Here is a 16,866-nt window from a genome sequence, read left to right on the forward strand (position 1 = left end):
CGAAATCGAATAGCGCCGCTCCGCTGATGCAACCAATGTCTTCCCCTGTTCATCCGGTCCGTGGTCTCATCTCAACGGGCGGGAAGGAATTAAAATTTCTCCGTTATTGATGTTAATCACCCCTTGGGAAGTCAGCCTTACCTTAGGCAAATGAGTGGAAGATAAAAATTCAAGCGAATAAATCGGGTCGGCAAAACCAAAGCCCGATTCGCGCAGGAGCTCAAGCAATCGTGACGTTTCCGCAATTAAGGCGTCCATATCCAGCAGACTCATCGTACCCAATAAGGGCAGGGACAAATCGAAACGCATGTCCCCTTGATGAACCACGCAAATCCCGCCTTGACCCGCAAGGACATGATTGGCCGCCCGGGCCATCTGAACCGGATCTCTTCCCAGAACGATCAAATCGCCTGTAAGAGAATAAGTAGAGGCCAAAGCATCCACTTCGCCAAAACCCTTCATCACGCCCACCGTGATCCATTCCCCTCTGCGGTCAAGAAGCGAGACGTACACATAACCCGGTGAATCGGTCAGCCGCACTTTTCCGTCGATGACGGTCAGCCGCTCCAATCGATTATGAGTAATCACGGCATTGACCAGTTCGATCACCGGTATTTTATCCTCCGCGCAATATACCTCGAACCATTCCGGCTGTACGCATGGATCCATGACGGCAAGGGGCACGATACCATACCTGCTCCATTCCACCTCAGGAAAGGAGGCGGTCAGCATCCCCCTCTCAGCAGCGATCCGCCCATTGGCCATCACTTTCACAGGTGTGGGATTCCTCAGATCTTCCAGAAAGACAATATCCGCGATCCGTCCCGGACTGATTCCTCCCAAATCCTGATCAAGACCGTAATAGACGGCAGGATTAAGCGATGCCATCCGGTAGGCGTCCACCGGGTCCAATCCTGCGTCGATGGCGATCCGTATACAGGCATCCGTAAATCCCTCGGCAAGGAAGAAGGGCGGTGAGCCGTCGGTTGTCAGCATCATCCGGTCCCAGTAGCGGCAGCCGGTATTGAGCAAGCCTTTGATCAATTCACCCAAATCAGGCCGGATCGAAGAATGACGAAGGGTGGCATAGTAGCCTAAACGAAGCCTTCTCATCACTTCTTCCGCCGTAATACTTTCATGGCAGCCGGTCGCGCCCGCAGCCGCTACAGCATTCAAGGTTTCTACGGATGCGCCGGGGTTGTGGGTTTCGATCCTTTTGCCGGCGAGACGCGCTTCCCGCATGCGGGCGATCATAGACGGATCGCCGTTAATGGCTTCCTTCCAATAGGTAAGCTCCCCCGCTTGCAGCACAGACGGATTCCGCAGCATGCGCCGAACGCGGTCAGCTGTAAACTGCCGCTGCATCTCCTTTTCCCTTACGTTCGGGTCCAGGCGCGCCCACCAAAAATTTTTGACCGGCATCCCCTCTAAAGCCTCGATCAATCCTTCGAATTCATGCTGCTGCAGCTGAAGAAAGAAGGATATATTATCATGCAGGATCGTTGTTGTTCCCCGGGCTAACGCATATTCGCCCAGCGACCGCGGATTGTACATATGAAAGGAATGGGCGTGAGGTTCGATGTAGCCCGGCACAAGGGTATACCCTTGCGCCTCGATGATTTGGGTATTCGCATCGGTCAAAGGCTCTTTTTCACCCACGTAGGCGATGCGGTCTTCAAAAAGGACGACATTTTGTTTACTCCATTCGCCGGTATATAGGTTAAGTATGTGGGCTTCCTTGATCCAAGCGGTTGCCGGTGCTCTGAACCGGGAGACAGAAATCAACTCGCTTAATTTTTCCTCTGTAAAATGACGTAAAGTGCTGTTCATGATTTCTACCCCCTTCTCATGATGAGTGACCGCCAGAAACCTCGAATCCGGCTCTGTTCATGCCGCTACCTGCTTTTTCCTTCCAGGTGAATTGAACGGACTCCCGCTTCGGAATTCACATAATCCTCCAATTCGATCTTTTCGAATCCCGGAATCCGAACCCGCAAGTACCGCATGGGCTCGCTTTGCAGAGGAATCGTGCAGTCGAGCCCCATTTTTGCCCCCGTCCCCTCGTCCGTAGAGGGATCGAGCTTGGAGCCCTGTGCTCCATGGACGACCACCAAATCCCTATCCGCCTGAAAACGCGTGGCGATCGCCCATTCCACTTCCTCCATATTGAAGATGTCCACGTCTTCATCCACAACGACGACATGCTTGATGTCAAAGCTGTTTGCAAAGGCGGCGAATATCGCATTTTTGGCTTCCCCTTCGTTTCTTTTTTTGATGGAAACGACAGCATGGTAGCGGCAAGTCCCGCCGGCGCTCATATGGACTGCCCGGACCGTCGGTACGGTTTGGCGAATCGTTTGGAACAGGCTCGCTTCCCGGGGAATGCCCCCAAGCAGCAGATGTTCATAGCCTGCGGGAACGATGGTGTAAAACATCGGATGATTGCGGTGCGTCACTGCGGTAATTTGGACGACTTCTTTATCGCTGCGGGGACCATAGTACTTGGGAAATTCACCGAAGGGCCCTTCCGGCTCGCGTACGTGAGGCAGGATTTGTCCCTCCAGCACGATCTCCGCATACGCCGGGACGTCAATATCGACCGTTTCGCAGCGGACTACCTCCAGGGGCTCTCCGCGCAGGGCTCCTGCGATTTCCAGCTCATCTACCCCAAACGGAGTGCTGGCTTGAGAAGCCAGCAGCGTGACCGGATCAACGCCGATGACAATAGCGCATTCCAGCGGCCTGCCGGTCTCCTCGGCTTGTTTAAATAAGTAGTGCGTATGGCGGGGCAGCAGCAGGGCTCCCAGTTTGTCTTTTCCCGAAACCTGCAAACGATGAATCGAAACGTTCTGTTTGCGCGTGACCGGATCGCGCACGATAAACAACCCTGCGGTGATGTAATTTCCCGAATCCTTCTCATGGTGAACCGGAATCGGCAGCATCTTCATCAAATCGATATGCTCCCGAATGATATTTTCTTTGACAGGCGCTTCCGCGCGATCAACCGGTTTGCAAGGAAGCGGAGAGGAGACGGCCTGGGTAAACCTCGGAATGACTCCGTTTAGATCGGTTTCCAATGCTTCCGCAAAATCTTCCCGCGTAGAGCATATTCCCGACACAACCGGAATCGGATAGTCCTCCACGTGTGAGAAATATACGGCTTTCACACCGTCAAGCTTTTTGGCGACAGCCGCCGCTTCGTACTGCAAGCTGACCTTTTTGTCAACGACCGCCAAACGGTCTTTGGAGTGAAGGTACTCTATCCATGTGCGAAATGTCTTGGCCTTCATAAAGAATAGCCTCCCCCGCATGATTGTTTCCTGCTTGCTTACACTGCGGCAGGCTTACCGAATATATCTTTAAGCCGCCGTTCGAACATTTTGGTTAAACGTTCACGTCCGCGAACTTCAGGAGGCGTCGGATACTCCTTCCCGTTCACGACAACCGGCTGGTCATAACGGATCAGAATGTACGGAAGATAATCGTCGTACACTGCGCGAATACGCTTGGCATGGACAGGATTGCGTGCAAACAGCTTCAACATGCGCAGTCCGAAGCCGACATGGCGGCCCTCGTCTTCCTTAATGCGGGCGAATCCTTCCGCCAGTCCCGGGAGCAGCCCTTTGCTTCCGTATACCGCTTCAAATACTTCGTACCCGGTCATGGCCTGAACGCCTTCAATGATCCCTTGGTAATGGGTCAGCCCTTCTACCAGTGCGGCCTCACGGTCCCCGGGTCCTTGCTCAAGAGCCGCCAGCATCTTTTTCACCCGATCATCGAGCTTCTGCTGAACGATATTTTTCACACCGGGAATGCGTTCCTTACCGAAAACCTCCTTGAAATAACGCATGAAAAACTCCGTATGCTTAAATTCCTCAAGCAGCTGAGTGCTTAAAAAAGCCTGCTGCTCCGTAGAAGAACCGAGCATAATCCACGGACAGAACTTTAGGGCCACGTTTTCTTCCGCATCCAGGAAGCCTGTGCAAAAATGAATGAGATAGCCTTGAAGATCCGGATCAAGAGACTCAAAATCAGCTTTGTCCTGACTCAGATCAATGGCGGCCGGGTCCCAGGTGCCGAAGCGGATCGCTTTGCGGTACAAGTCCCACGCCACTTCGTCCGTAGACCGGTCAAGGCTTGGGATCAGATCCCCGGATTCAACTTGCTTCTCGTTTAGACTCATCATCAATTACCTCCCCAATATAATATACATTCTTTGTAAAACTAGAAAATTCCTTCTAATAACTCCAATACTTCATGTTCCGTCGGCGTACGCGGATTAAACTTCATCATACCGCTTTTGAATGAATCCCTGGCGATATCCGTCAGCTTCTCTTCCGGTACGCCGACATCCCGAAGCCGGGTTGGAAGCCCGATATCGCGCACCATCTGGGCAACAGCCGATGCGGCTCCTTCCGCTTTGGTTCCCGCACCATTGGCTATGGCAACCATCAGCTGGGCAATCGTCGCCGCCTTTTCCGGACGGACGGAGGCGTTGAATTCGACGACGGAGGGAAGCAGCAGCCCGATCGCGACCCCGTGCGGAACGTGGCAATGTCCTGACAGAGCGCTGCCTATCGCATGGGCCAAGCCTAAAAATCCGTTATTGAAAGCCATGCCGGCGAGCAAGCTTCCATGGGACATTCCGATGCGGGCCTCGATATCGGACCCGTCATGAACGGCACGGCGCAAGTTGGCGCTGACGGCGGCAATGGCCCGCATGGCCAGGGCATCGGATGCCGGGCGGGATCTTACGGAGAAGAACGTTTCGATCCCGTGCGCCAAGGCATCAATACCTGAAGCCGCCGTCATCCTTGCCGGCAGATTCATCGTGAGCTCCGGATCAACCAAAGCGATCGTCGGAGCCATGTGCTGGCTTGTTACGGTTACTTTCACTTGATTATGCCAATCCGAGTAAACGCCGAATATCGTTACCTCGCTTCCCGTACCGGAAGTCGTCGGGATGGCAATAAGGGGAACGGGATTGGCCGCAGGGATTCGATTGACACCGGCATAATCTCCGATACTTCCCCCGTTGGCCGCTACTACGCGAATGCCTTTGGCGGCATCGATCGAGCTGCCCCCGCCGACGGCAACGATGCCGTCGTAAGGTTGGGACCTGAATGCGGCAGCTCCGCGATCGATCGTCTCCAGGCCGGGATCGGGCTCCACATCCGTATAGAGATCGAACGTGATCCCGGATGACCGCAGCGATTCCGTCATCGCGGTAAGCAAGCCCGCTGACGCTACCCCTTTGTCGCTGACTATGAATACTTTTCTTACATCAAGCTGCAGCAATCTTTCTCCAAGACGAGCCGCCTTGCCGTATCCGAACTCAATTAACGTAGGAAGATGGAAGGAAAACTCAAATTCCTTCGGTTCGACCGCCAGCTTTCCGATCATCGTTGTCCTGCCTCCTCTCGCAATCCGTTAGTTAATCCATTTCAAAATGGATATGCTTGGTTTCGCAGTATTCCATCAGGCCGTCCACACCTCTGGTCCGTCCCAGACCGCTCTGCTTGTAGCCCCCGAATTCGGCCTCCGGAAAGTTCTTATTATAGGTGTTGATCCAGACAGTCCCGGCCTGAATTCCGCGGGACATCTGCATCGCACGGTTCAAGCTGGACGTCCACACCCCCGCCGACAAGCCAAAGTCGGTATCGTTGGCCAGCGCAAGCGCTTCTTCGTCACTGGAAAAGGATTGCACCGCAAGCACCGGGCCGAAAATTTCTTCCCGGACGACACGGCAGTCCGATGAAAGATCGTCAATGATCGTTGGCGCAAAGAAATAGCCTTGATCGTACGCTCCGCCAGTCAGACGGTAACCGCCTGTAATGATGTTCCCTTCCCGGCGGCCGATTTCACAATATTCGTTCACTAAATCAAGCTGACTTTGCGAAACCAGCGGGCCCATATCCGTAGATTCCAGCAGTCCGTTGCCGACTGAAAGCTTCTCGGTATATTGTTTCAAGCGGAAGAGTACCTCCTCCTTGACGGACTCGTGAACCAATAGTCTGGAACCGGCCATACAGATCTGTCCGGCGGAAATAAAAATGGAACGTCCGATCAGAGGTATCGCTTTATCCAACGGGGCATCCTCAAACACGACATTCGGCGACTTGCCGCCCAGCTCCAAAGCCAGTTTTTTGATGTTGCTTGCGGCAAGCGCCATGATCGTTTTCCCGGTGGATGTATCTCCCGTAAAGCTGATCATATCTATTTTTTTACTCGATCCCATGACGGCGCCGATCGATTGTCCGGGACCGGTCACAATACTGACAATGCCTTTGGGAAAATGCGGGACCTGATCAATCAGTTTAAACAGCTCTACGGAAATGATCGGCGTAAGACTCGCCGGTTTGACAATGACTCCGTTGCCTGCCGCCAAAGCGGGGGCCAGCTCCCGAATCATCAGCAGCGCCGGCCAGTTCCAGGGCGAGATAATCCCTACGACGCCGATGGGCTCTTTGGCTATAACGCCGAAATTCCCCGGCTCCAGCTGTACCGAGCGGCCGAATACGGTCCGGGCGGCGCCCGCAAAATATTTCAAGGTATCCACACACCCCGCAAGCTCCACACGGGATTCACGGATCGGCTTTCCTTGCTCCATCGTCATCAGCCGGGCCAAATGTTCGATATTGTTCTCGATTTGCCGGGCCAATTCCAATAAAGCTTCATAACGCCGCTTCGGATTCACTCCCCAGTCACTGGTGCGATAGGCTTCGTATACAGAATCGATGGATTGCAGAATATCCGTCTCCGTTGATTTCTGCGCATAGCCGACCAATTCCCCGGTAGCCGGATTTCGCGATTCCAGCCATTCCCGCGATGCGGACTCCGTCCATTCGCCGCCGACGTAATTGTAATAAACAGCCGGTTTCTGTTCGGTTAAAGAAGACATGTTTATCATCTCCCGCAGCATGATAATTTTGCAGTGCAGACGCGATTACTTGAACTCTCCCTTGGTTTCCGGTATGATGACGCTTCCAATCAGATAGATAACAAAAATCCCTATGGTAAAATAGCCGAGCATCGCAGGAATGTTTTGCGTCGTTCCGCTGGCTAATTGAACAAATGTCGGCATGATGCCTCCAACCGCAAACCCCATATTCCAGGAAAGTCCGGTACCGGTGGACCGTATGGCTGTAGGGAAACGTTCGTTGAGGAAAATGAGAACCGGGGCGTATGCGGCATTGCCCAAAAAAGCCAGCCCCCAGACATAAGCTGTGATGGAAGCAATTCCGGTTGCGCCTCCCAATTGGTTATAACAGATGGGAAGCATGACAAGATTGATCGTTCCGATGATCAAAAACGTTTTTTTGCGCCCGATAAAATCGCTGAGGGTACCAAACAACACGGAGGATATAATCGCGATCACACTGGCGCCCATGAGAATCATCGATGCGGTTTCCGCAGGGATCTGGTTGATGATTTTAAGAAAAGTGGGGAGATACCCGCTGGTCAGGTAATACGCCGTCCCGCCGCCGGCCACAATCATCACATTCACAATCAGAATGGAGCGGTAATTCCGCGAAAATACGACACGGGCAGGCGCTTTTTGGGGTTTGGAATCATCTTGGGCCTGCTTAAGCTGCGCCCAGTAGGGGGACTCCTCCAGCGACTTGAAAACAAAAAGGCCAAGGATGGAACTGAGAATCCCAGTAAAGAACATAAACCGCCAGCCCCACTCGCCGAAGGCCTCTCCCGGAAAGATGGCCGATACGATAAAGTAAACAATGGAGGCAAGCAGCGCACCCAGTCCGGCTCCGCCGCCGCCGATCAGCCCTGACATGAATCCGCGATACTTGGGCGGAACCGATTCGGTGCCGATCGTATGTGTGGAGGCAACGACACCGCCGACGAATATACCCTGCACCAAACGCAGAATGATAAACAGGACCGATGCAAAAATCCCGATCTGCATAACGGTAGGCAGCGCTCCGAACAGGGCGGTAGAAATACCTACGCCGGTAACGGCGATGGTCATCGCCCGCTTTCTGCCGGTTCTGTCCGCCAGGTTGCCGAAAATCGCCGAGCCGAGCGGTCTCATAATCAGAGTGATGGCAAACGAAGCATAGACGGCAGCCAAAGAAAGTGTCGGTATACTCGTTGGGAAGAAGAGCCTTCCGATCTCAGGCGCCACAAAAAGCAGGATAAACAAATCAAACAAATCCAACGACCAGCCCAAAAGTGACGCAATTGAAGCATTAATCATTTGTCTGCGGCTTACCGTAACATTCGGCACATTGATATTGGTATTTTCCTGAGTAGCGAGTGACATCTTCTTTCCCTCCGATATTGGGTATATGATGCATGTGATCGCTTTGCCCCCGGGTTGAAACAATCAACCCGGGGCGGATGAATAACCATTTACTTGCCGGTAAAATTGGGCTTCCTTTTGCTGTAGAAGGCATCCACGCCTTCCTTGAAATCATCTGTGCTTCTAAGCATTCCGTATGCATATCCCTCGATCTCCAGACCGCTGCTGAGCGGACCCTCCTGAGAGGCGTTAAGCACCTGCTTCAAGGTCCTGAGCGCCAAAGGCGAGAATTCCAGCAGCTCATCCACCAGGCTTTGTACCGCAGCCTCCAGTTCATCCTGCGGCGTTACCAGGGTCAGAAGTCCCCATTGATAAGCCTCCGCTGCAGGAATTCGCCGTGCGCGCATGATCATGTCTTTGGCACGGCCCAGTCCTGCGATTCTTGCGACTCTCTGGGTGCCGCCGCTTCCCGGAATCATTCCCAATTTCAGCTCCGGCAGGGCAAGTAAAGTCGTGTCCGATGCGACCCGGAAATCGCAAGCCAGGGCGATCTCCAGCCCGACTCCGAACGTATAGCCCTGCAGCTGGGCGATGACCGGCTTAGGAGAACGTTCCGGAGCGGCTACGTTCTTGTGCAGTACGGAAAGCTCTTCCGGGGACCGCTCCAAAAATTCGCCGATGTTGCCTCCGGAAGTAAACGCCTTATCCCCCTCCCCTTTGATAATAATGACACGCACTTCGTCATCCTTGTTTAACTGTTCGAATATTTGATTTAGATGAGATCGCGCAATGTAGCTGAGCGTATTCATTTTTTCGGGACGATCCAGAATAATGGTCGCCGTCTTGCGTTCCGGTCTTTTTTCCACGCGGATATGATCCCATTCGATTTGTCCTAGTTTTTGTTCCATTTACGAAGCACTCTCCTTTTTCAGATATAATTCTTCATATTCTCCGCTGCGCAGCTTCCGGCGCAATATTTTCCCGACGGGACTCTTCGGTATGGCGGCAACCAATACATACTTCCTCGGTCGCTTAAAGTTGGATAATTCATTGCTCTCCTTGCAAAATTCGTCCAGCTCCTCTACCGTCAGAGAAGAATCCTTAGGGACTATAAAGGCGGTGACCACCTCTCCGAAACGCGGATCGGGCAAGCCTGCTACAGCCACCTCGGCTACCTTCGGATGCTTCGCAATTACATCCTCAACCTCCAGCGGATGGATATTCTCCCCGCCGGATATAATCGTATCGTCCAGACGTCCGAGGACAAACAGGTCGCCGTCTTCGTCGAGCATCCCCATATCGCCCGTGAAGTACCATCCGTCCCGGATCGACTTCTTGGTGGCGTCAGGACGGTTCCAATATCCCTGGAACGCTTCACTCGACCTTAGATCGACGATAATTTCACCCGGCTCACCGTAAGGCACGATGTCATCGGGAGTGGAGTTGCCTTCCGGATCGGGAATGACTACGCGAAGATGCTGATGAAATCCTGCTTTTCCCGCACATCCCGCTTTTTTGTTCAAATAATTGCAATAGGAGAACGTATACACCTCGGAGGAGCCGTAATGATTAACAAAAACCTCAGGCTTCAGCTTGTTGAAAATTTCCTGTGTCAGGACTTCCGTCATCGCCGCCCCGGCATATCCGACCTTCTTTAATGAAGAAAGATTATAATTTGCAAACTCGGTATGGTATACTACATCATGGAATATGGTTGGCACCAGATACACGCAGCTGATTTTTTCCTTTTCGATCAGCTCAAGAACAGCTAGCGGGCTGTAATCGGGTATCATCGCCATCTTTCCGTTCAGGAAAGCCATCGATAGGAGGGAACGCATGCCCATGGTATGATACAAGGGCATGACGCCTATGGTGCTTTCCTGAACTTCATATTGGTTTTGGATAATATGGGCGATCGCCGCCGTGTACTCATTTTTGTGGCTTCGCGGTACGCCTTTGGGACGTCCGGTCGTGCCTGACGTATATAGCATGAGACAAATGTCATCATCGTGAATTTTCGGCTGAACCGGTTTTCCCGATCCCTTTTCCCGCAATTGTTCGTACGTCACATCGGCACCCTGCGCGCCCTGCACGCTGATTTTCAAAACTTGCAGGTCTTTGACCGCTTCCAGCACCGTTTTTTCGCTTACCGGTTCATAAATGATGGCTTTAGCTGCCGCATCCTGTACACAATACTTGATCTCCTCCTGGGACAGCCGAAAATTGATCGGAGTAAAAACGGCTCCAAGCTTTTGGACCGCCCAATACAGCGTCACCATTTCGAGGCGGTTTTTCAGTACCGGCACTACCCGGTCGCCCTGTTCCACCCCCATGGCTTGCAGAGCGGAGGCCACCTTATTAATTTCAACGTTGATCTCTCTATAAGTGAACCGGGTGTTCCCCTGAATGAGAGCTTCGAACTGAGGATGCCTCTCGACCGCAAATTCAAACAGTGTCCCCAGATTCATTGACGTTCTCACCGTCCTTTCGTCTGATCGCCTCTTTCTCAATCGCTTCAATAATCCCCTTGTAACCGGTACATCGGCATAAATGGCCTGACAGCATTTCCTTAATCTCATCTGTCGTCGGGTCGGCATAAGTACCCAGGAATTCGACAGACGACATGAGGATACCAGGGGTACAGAAGCCGCACTGCAAAGCGTGGCACTCGTTGAATGCCTCCTGCAGGGGATCCGGCCTGTCGTCTTTGGCCAAGCCTTCCACAGTTGTGATCTCCATGCCCTCCGCCTGGACGGCGAACATCAGACAGCTTCGGACCGCCGATCCGTTCACCAGTACGGTACACGCTCCGCAGACTCCATGCTCGCAGCCGATATGCGTACCAGTTAATCCGCAATCCTCGCGCAGAAAGTCGCTCAGCAGCTTTCGAGGCTCCACGCGTTCGGCGTACACCTTGCCGTTAATGTTCACACGAACCTCTATCGTTTCGTTAGCGGACACTTGAATCATGCGTCCCCCTCCTTTCCGGTCGCTCTGTGGTAAGCGGCTTTTATTGCCTTCTTGGCGAATACGCCCGCCAAATGAAGCCTGTATTCCCGGGACGCATGGAGATCCCCTTCCGGATCGACATGAGCGGAAGCCAGCGTTCCCGCTTCTTCCAATATTGACTCCGTCAGTTTCTCTCCTAGAAGGAGGTCCGCCGCCTCTTCCGCCAGCAGCGGAACGGCATCCACTCCGCCCAATGCGAGCCGTGCGGTTGTAATTCGTCCCTCTGCATCGGTATCGATCACACAGGCGGCCGCCACCAAGGCAAAGTCGCCATGCCGCCGGCTGTATTCGTGAAACGAGTACCCCTTGGGCATCCCCTTCAGCGGGATTTTCAATTCCGTAAGCAGCTCGCCGGGCATAATGTCAGTGGTCAGATACGTGATGAAAAACTCGCGCAGCTCTACCTCCCTGGTTTCGTCGGCGCTTTGAATGACGGCTCTTCCATTCAGCGCCAGCAGTGACAAAGGAAGCTCTGCCGTAGGATCCGCATGGACCACGCTGCCGCCTACGGTCCCCCGGTTGCGGGTTTGCATATGCCCGATGAACGGAACCGCCTCCGACAGAAGCGGGCTTAGCTCCCGAATCAGTCCCGAGCGCTCCACATCCCGCTGCCGGGTCGTGGCGCCGATTCGGATCCATTCGTCCTCCCGGCGGATATAGTTCATATCCTGCAACCCGCTGATATCAATCAAGCACCCCGGAGCAGAGAGCCGCATATTCAAAATCGGTATAAGACTTTGTCCTCCGGCGATAAGCTTTCCCTCGTCCCCGGACTGAGACAGCAATTGAAACGCTTCTTCCACCGTCGAGGGACGGAAGTAATCAAAGGATGCCGGTTTCATGCCCTTCCCTTCCTCTCGTAGCTAGGCTTGTGTTCTATGCTTTAGAACCGTTCCTACGCCGATTGTTGGTCATTTTCAATTTCTTTTTTTATTTTTTTGAAAAAATCGCTGATAATCAGCTTCGCCACTCCACCCAGCATTCTTTGCCCGATCGCTGCCACTTTCCCGCCGACCTCCGCGTTATAGCTGTAAAAGAGCGCCGTTTTTCCATCGTCCAGCGAGGTCAGCCGAAGCTGCCCTTCCGCATCCAGAAAGCCCGGCCCTCCTTCCCCATGCACAATTAACTTGTAACTGGCCGGGGCCTGCACATCGGCCAGCGTGATCGTCGCGTCATATTTTCCCTTTACCGCCGCAATACCGACCGTAAGATCCGCACGGTATTTTCCTTCCTCCACCAGCTCCAGCTTCTTGCATCCCATGATGCACTCTGCCAGCACATCGGGATCCATTAATTTGTTCCATACCTGATCGATAGGCGCATTCAAGCTGATTTCACCACTGCCGTTCATATAACCGGTTCCTCCTTTAACAACTTCGTTCTATTTCGGGCTTCCTGCATTAAAGTCCATATTCGATTCGGCGACAAAGGCAAGCTGTCAATCGAGATACCCAAAGGCGAGAGAGCGTCGGCAACCGCATTCGCGATCACAACCGGGGCGCTCATGGTGTTCCCCTCGCCCAGGCCTTTGGCGCCCAACGGCGTCAGCGGGGAAGCCGTTTCGCAATGCTTGATCGTCACCCTCGGCATTTCGGTCGCCGTCGGGCACAAGTAGTCCATGAAGCTTCCGGTAAGAAAGTGACCGTTTTGATCATATACCAACTCTTCGTATAACGCTCCGCCGAGCCCGTGAGCCAATCCTCCCATAATTTGACCGTCAACGATAAGCGGATTGAGCAGTTTGCCGGCATCATGAATCGTGATATAGTCGAGGATCTTTACTTCTCCCGTATCCGCATCGACCTCGACCGTGACCGCATCAGCCACAAAGCCGTAGGTGGCCGAACCGTTAACAAAGTCGTTCTCATCCGGCGGAAGCGCAGTCGGGATGGAATAAAAAGCGGTTTCATGGATGCCGGGCTCCACCCCCGCCGGCAGGCCCTGCGGGTTCCAGTGCGCCGAGCCGATGAGTCTTTTCAATGAAATTTGCTGCTGCGGATCGTCCAAGGCCACCACTTTACCGTTCTGAATGTCCAGACTCTCTGTCGGCTTGTTCATTTGACCAGAAGCAATATACAGTAATTTTTGTTTAATTTTTCCAGCCGCTTGATAAACGGCGCTTGACCCGATCGGGGCAAACCGGCTGGAATAGCTCCCCGATGCCACCGACCAGGGACTCGTCAGGGTATCCATCTCGGCAATCACCCGGACTGACCGCGGATCTACGCCCAGCACTTCCCCTACGATTTGGGCCGCAACCGTTTCATGGCCTTGACCGGTTGGCGTCGTGCTGATGCGGACGGAAATCCCGCCTGAGGGATCGATCGATACGGTGGCCCCTTCGGCGCATCCCGATTTGGGCAGTGACTTCGCCCGCTGCTCCGGAGTGAGGGCAATAGTGATATACCCCATATTCGATCCGGAAGGTTCTACGATACACGCCAACCCGATTCCCAGATATTTGCCTTCCTTACGGGCCTGCGCCTGACGCTCCCGGAACCGCCTATAATCGACGCTCTCCAGAGCTTTCTCAAAGGCAGCGTGATAATCTCCGCTGTCGTATATCCCTCCGGAAGCGGTATGATAAGGAAATTCCTCCGCCCGAATCAGATTTCGTCTGATGACATCCGCCGGATCCATTCCAAGCTTGTCGGCGACCATTTGCATGATCCGTTCGAGCGGAAAATACAGCTGCTGACCGCCATATCCCCGAATCAGACCCGTAGGGCACTTGTTTGTCATGACGGCGATGGTTTCCATAAACAGATTTTGAATCCGGTACGCTCCGGTACTGTTGGAGTGCGTTCGATACAGGCAGGCCGGCTCAGGAGCCCGGATGTAGCCGCCGACGTTATCGACCATTTTCATCTTCAACCCTGTTACGGTTCCGTCCTTTCGCACCGCCGCCTCGATCCAGGTCACCCTGTCGGTTCCGCTGGAGCTGGCCATCAGGTGCTCCTGACGGTCCTCGATCCATTTGACCGGCAGCCCGAGCTTTTTGGAGACCACTCCCATCAGGACCATGTAAGGGAATACGCCCGATTTGATGCCGTAGCTGCCGCCCACATCCTTGGGGATGATGATCCGCAGATGATTGCTCGGCATTTGCAGCGCGGCCGCCATCACCGACTGCAGCGTGAAGGGCCCGTGAAAATTCGACCAGATTGTCAAATGGTTGCCGCTGGACTCGTAATGGGCAATCACCCCATAGGTCTCTACCGGGGTGGCGCTGTATTTTGGATACAGAAACTTATGCTTTAATACGATATCCGCTTCAGCAAAAGCTTGATTCACATTCCCGTAATCAAAAGTACGATGATTGGCGACATTGGAGCCGACCTCCTCATGGAGCAGCGGGGCATCCGCTTCCAGCGCTTCTTCAATGTCAACCACGGCAGGCAGCGGTTCGTATTCCACTTCAATCGCCTCAAGCGCATCCTCCGCCAAATACCGGTTTTTCGCTACGACCACAGCGACAGGCTCGCCTACAAATCGCACTTTCCCGACGGCCAGCGAATAATATTTTACCGGCGCGGTAACTCCTACGGGGAACGGCGCTGTCATCCCCGCAATGTCCTGTCCGGTAACAATCCCCTTTATCCCCGGCATTTGCGCCGCCCTGTCCGTTCGAATCGCTTTGATTTTTGCGTGGGGATACGGGCTGCGCAGGATCGCCGCATGATGAATATTGGGAAGCGGATTCATGTCCTCAATGTAGGTGCCCTGTCCCGAAGTCAGTCTGGCATCTTCCACCCGGGACATCGGCCGGCCAATTCGATTCGGATTCATCGATGGAAGCCTCCCTTCTCCTTCAGTCTTTCATAGTCTTCATAGACATCAATATCTTCCGGCTCGGCTGCCGGCACATGGACCAGCCGCCGCGCCTCCGCGTATTTCTTGATCAGCTCCCGCCCGCCTTGATCGCCGGTGACCTGCTGCAATTCATCGAATACCGTCCGGCTAAACAATACGGGGTGACCCGGCTTGCCCTGATACGCGGCCTGGACTATCGGCGCCCCGCTGTTCTCGTAATCCGCCAGCACTTGCTCGATGACGGACGGATCCATTCCCGGCTGATCCGCCAGCAGCATGCATCCCGCATCCGCCGATACGCGGGCGAGGTAATCCACCGCTAAACGGAGAGAGGAGCTCATCCCAAGATGGGACTCGGAGTTGGACAAGACGACCAGAGGCAAATCGTGAATGGCGGCGGCCAGTTCGGGAAATTCGGCATTAACGACAACGACGACGCCGGCCGCTTTTACACGCAGGGCTTTTTGGGCCACATAGCGGAGCATCGGCTCCTCCCCAATCGGCAGAAGCTGCTTCCGCATGCCCATGCGTCTGGAATAACCGGCGGCAAGGATGACTAACCATACCGATCGTTTCATAGGTTCACCACGAGAAGCCCGCCGCTATACTGCCGTTCATGCAGGAGCCCCTTGCGCAGCCGGAGGGATTGGCCGCTGCGCGCGTTTTTGCGGCAAACCAGTTCGGATAGAATGCTTAAAGCGATCTCCTCCGGCGAATCCGCTCCGATATCCAGACCGACAGGGGAGTGAAGCTTTTCCAATGACTCCTCGTTCAGCTCTCCACAGTCCGCCTGAATCTCATCGAGCATACGCTGAATCCGGTTGTGGGATCCCAGCACCCCCAAATACGAGATCGAACCGGGGAGCAGCGATTGAACCAGCATGCGGTCCAGCTCGTAGTTGTGCGTCATCACGACAACATAAGCTTCATTCATAACGGACATATGCGAATATTGATGTCGGGACATCAGCACACGCTCATCCGCTGCCGCAAAATGATCCCGATCGAGGTAATCCTGGCGATGGTCCGCTACGGTCACATGCCAGTGAAGCCTCTTGGCTCCCTCCACCAGCGGAACGGCATCTGCACCGGCCCCGAATATCATCAATCTGGGCCTGGGCTTCACCGTTTCTACAAACAGCTTAACGGAAACGCCGTGTACCGTATTGTTCGCAAGTCCGCACGTTACACCGGCACTGGCAGGATCCCCGAATTCCGTTTCCCCGCGGTTTAAAAGCAAGTATGAGCCCGCCGGAACCCGGGCCGGATCTTTCGATTCCAGCACCAGGCCCGATGTATATTCATTAAGAGCGGACACCCTTTGTTCAAACGCTTGCAGCTGCCGCTGCGCTTGTTCGGGTCGATGCACGGGGTCAAAAGGCTGAAGCCAAATCGTCAGGGCGCCATTGCAGCCCACTCCCAATCCCCAGAACAGGTCGCCTTCCGACCTGAAATCATAGCGGATCTCCCGGGGGATGCCCGTGTCTATCACCTGCCGCGCATGCTCGAGCAAATCCCCCTCTACACAGCCGCCGCTGAGCGTTCCGATGACGCTCCCGTTTTCCAGGACCAGACACCTTGCTCCTTCCCGCCGGTATGCCGCACCATCCACATCCACAATCGTCGCCAATGCGGCTCGTTCCTTGTTCGTCCAACATTGCTGCAGCGCTTTCGCGATCTCAAGCATGTGTCATTCACCTCACTCGTCGTCTCTGCGAGTCCGTATTTTTATTGTAAAAAAGATTCGTCAGGAACGGTTTTGTTATTGCTTTAATCTCATTTTA

14 protein-coding genes are annotated in these 16,866 nt (G+C 53.9%); all 14 read right to left on the minus strand.

What is annotated here, in order from left to right:
* Positions 1–66: 66 nt before the first annotated feature.
* Positions 67–1,830: an adenine deaminase C-terminal domain-containing protein gene (locus tag BLT35_RS14245; protein ID WP_074728554.1), complete on the minus strand. Its 1,764-nt coding sequence runs from the start codon at positions 1,828–1,830 to the stop codon at positions 67–69.
* Between the two features lie 65 nt (positions 1,831–1,895).
* Entirely contained in the window at positions 1,896–3,290 is a 1,395-nt protein-coding gene (locus tag BLT35_RS14250; RefSeq protein WP_074728556.1) for a UbiD family decarboxylase, read from the minus strand.
* A gap of 38 nt (positions 3,291–3,328) precedes the next feature.
* Positions 3,329–4,186 carry a R2-like ligand-binding oxidase gene (locus tag BLT35_RS14255; protein WP_137670371.1) on the minus strand — a complete coding sequence of 286 codons (858 nt, stop codon included), beginning with the start codon at positions 4,184–4,186 and terminating at the stop codon, positions 3,329–3,331.
* 38 nt (positions 4,187–4,224) lie between these two features.
* Complete coding sequence (locus tag BLT35_RS14260) at positions 4,225–5,403, minus strand: iron-containing alcohol dehydrogenase family protein (protein ID WP_074728558.1); 1,179 nt, start codon at positions 5,401–5,403, stop codon at positions 4,225–4,227.
* 31 nt (positions 5,404–5,434) lie between these two features.
* On the minus strand, positions 5,435–6,901 hold the full coding sequence (locus tag BLT35_RS14265; RefSeq protein ID WP_074728560.1) for an aldehyde dehydrogenase family protein: 1,467 nt from the start codon (positions 6,899–6,901) through the stop codon (positions 5,435–5,437).
* A gap of 45 nt (positions 6,902–6,946) precedes the next feature.
* A complete protein-coding gene (locus tag BLT35_RS14270; RefSeq protein ID WP_062409777.1) occupies positions 6,947–8,281 on the minus strand; it encodes an MFS transporter in 1,335 nt (444 codons plus the stop codon).
* A gap of 89 nt (positions 8,282–8,370) precedes the next feature.
* Complete coding sequence (locus tag BLT35_RS14275) at positions 8,371–9,168, minus strand: enoyl-CoA hydratase/isomerase family protein (RefSeq protein WP_062409778.1); 798 nt, start codon at positions 9,166–9,168, stop codon at positions 8,371–8,373.
* A complete protein-coding gene (locus tag BLT35_RS14280; RefSeq protein WP_074728562.1) occupies positions 9,169–10,728 on the minus strand; it encodes an AMP-binding protein in 1,560 nt (519 codons plus the stop codon). It abuts the gene before it with no gap.
* Positions 10,706–11,230 (minus strand): (2Fe-2S)-binding protein, encoded by a 525-nt coding sequence (locus BLT35_RS14285; RefSeq protein WP_054817503.1) that lies wholly within the window; start codon positions 11,228–11,230, stop codon positions 10,706–10,708. Before BLT35_RS14285 ends, BLT35_RS14280 begins: the two co-directional genes overlap by 23 nt.
* Positions 11,227–12,111: an FAD binding domain-containing protein gene (locus BLT35_RS14290; RefSeq protein ID WP_074728564.1), complete on the minus strand. Its 885-nt coding sequence runs from the start codon at positions 12,109–12,111 to the stop codon at positions 11,227–11,229. Before BLT35_RS14290 ends, BLT35_RS14285 begins: the two co-directional genes overlap by 4 nt.
* A gap of 53 nt (positions 12,112–12,164) precedes the next feature.
* Positions 12,165–12,620, minus strand: a complete 456-nt coding sequence (locus BLT35_RS14295; protein ID WP_074728567.1) for an SRPBCC family protein — start codon at positions 12,618–12,620, stop codon at positions 12,165–12,167.
* Entirely contained in the window at positions 12,617–15,058 is a 2,442-nt protein-coding gene (locus tag BLT35_RS14300; protein WP_074728569.1) for a xanthine dehydrogenase family protein molybdopterin-binding subunit, read from the minus strand. Before BLT35_RS14300 ends, BLT35_RS14295 begins: the two co-directional genes overlap by 4 nt.
* Complete coding sequence (locus BLT35_RS14305) at positions 15,055–15,660, minus strand: nucleotidyltransferase family protein (protein WP_074728571.1); 606 nt, start codon at positions 15,658–15,660, stop codon at positions 15,055–15,057. Before BLT35_RS14305 ends, BLT35_RS14300 begins: the two co-directional genes overlap by 4 nt.
* Positions 15,657–16,769, minus strand: a complete 1,113-nt coding sequence (locus tag BLT35_RS14310) for an XdhC family protein (RefSeq protein ID WP_074728573.1) — start codon at positions 16,767–16,769, stop codon at positions 15,657–15,659. Before BLT35_RS14310 ends, BLT35_RS14305 begins: the two co-directional genes overlap by 4 nt.
* Positions 16,770–16,866 lie beyond the last annotated feature (97 nt).

This window comes from Paenibacillus naphthalenovorans (assembly GCF_900099895.1).
Classification (GTDB): Bacteria; Bacillota; Bacilli; order Paenibacillales; family NBRC-103111; genus Paenibacillus_G; species Paenibacillus_G naphthalenovorans.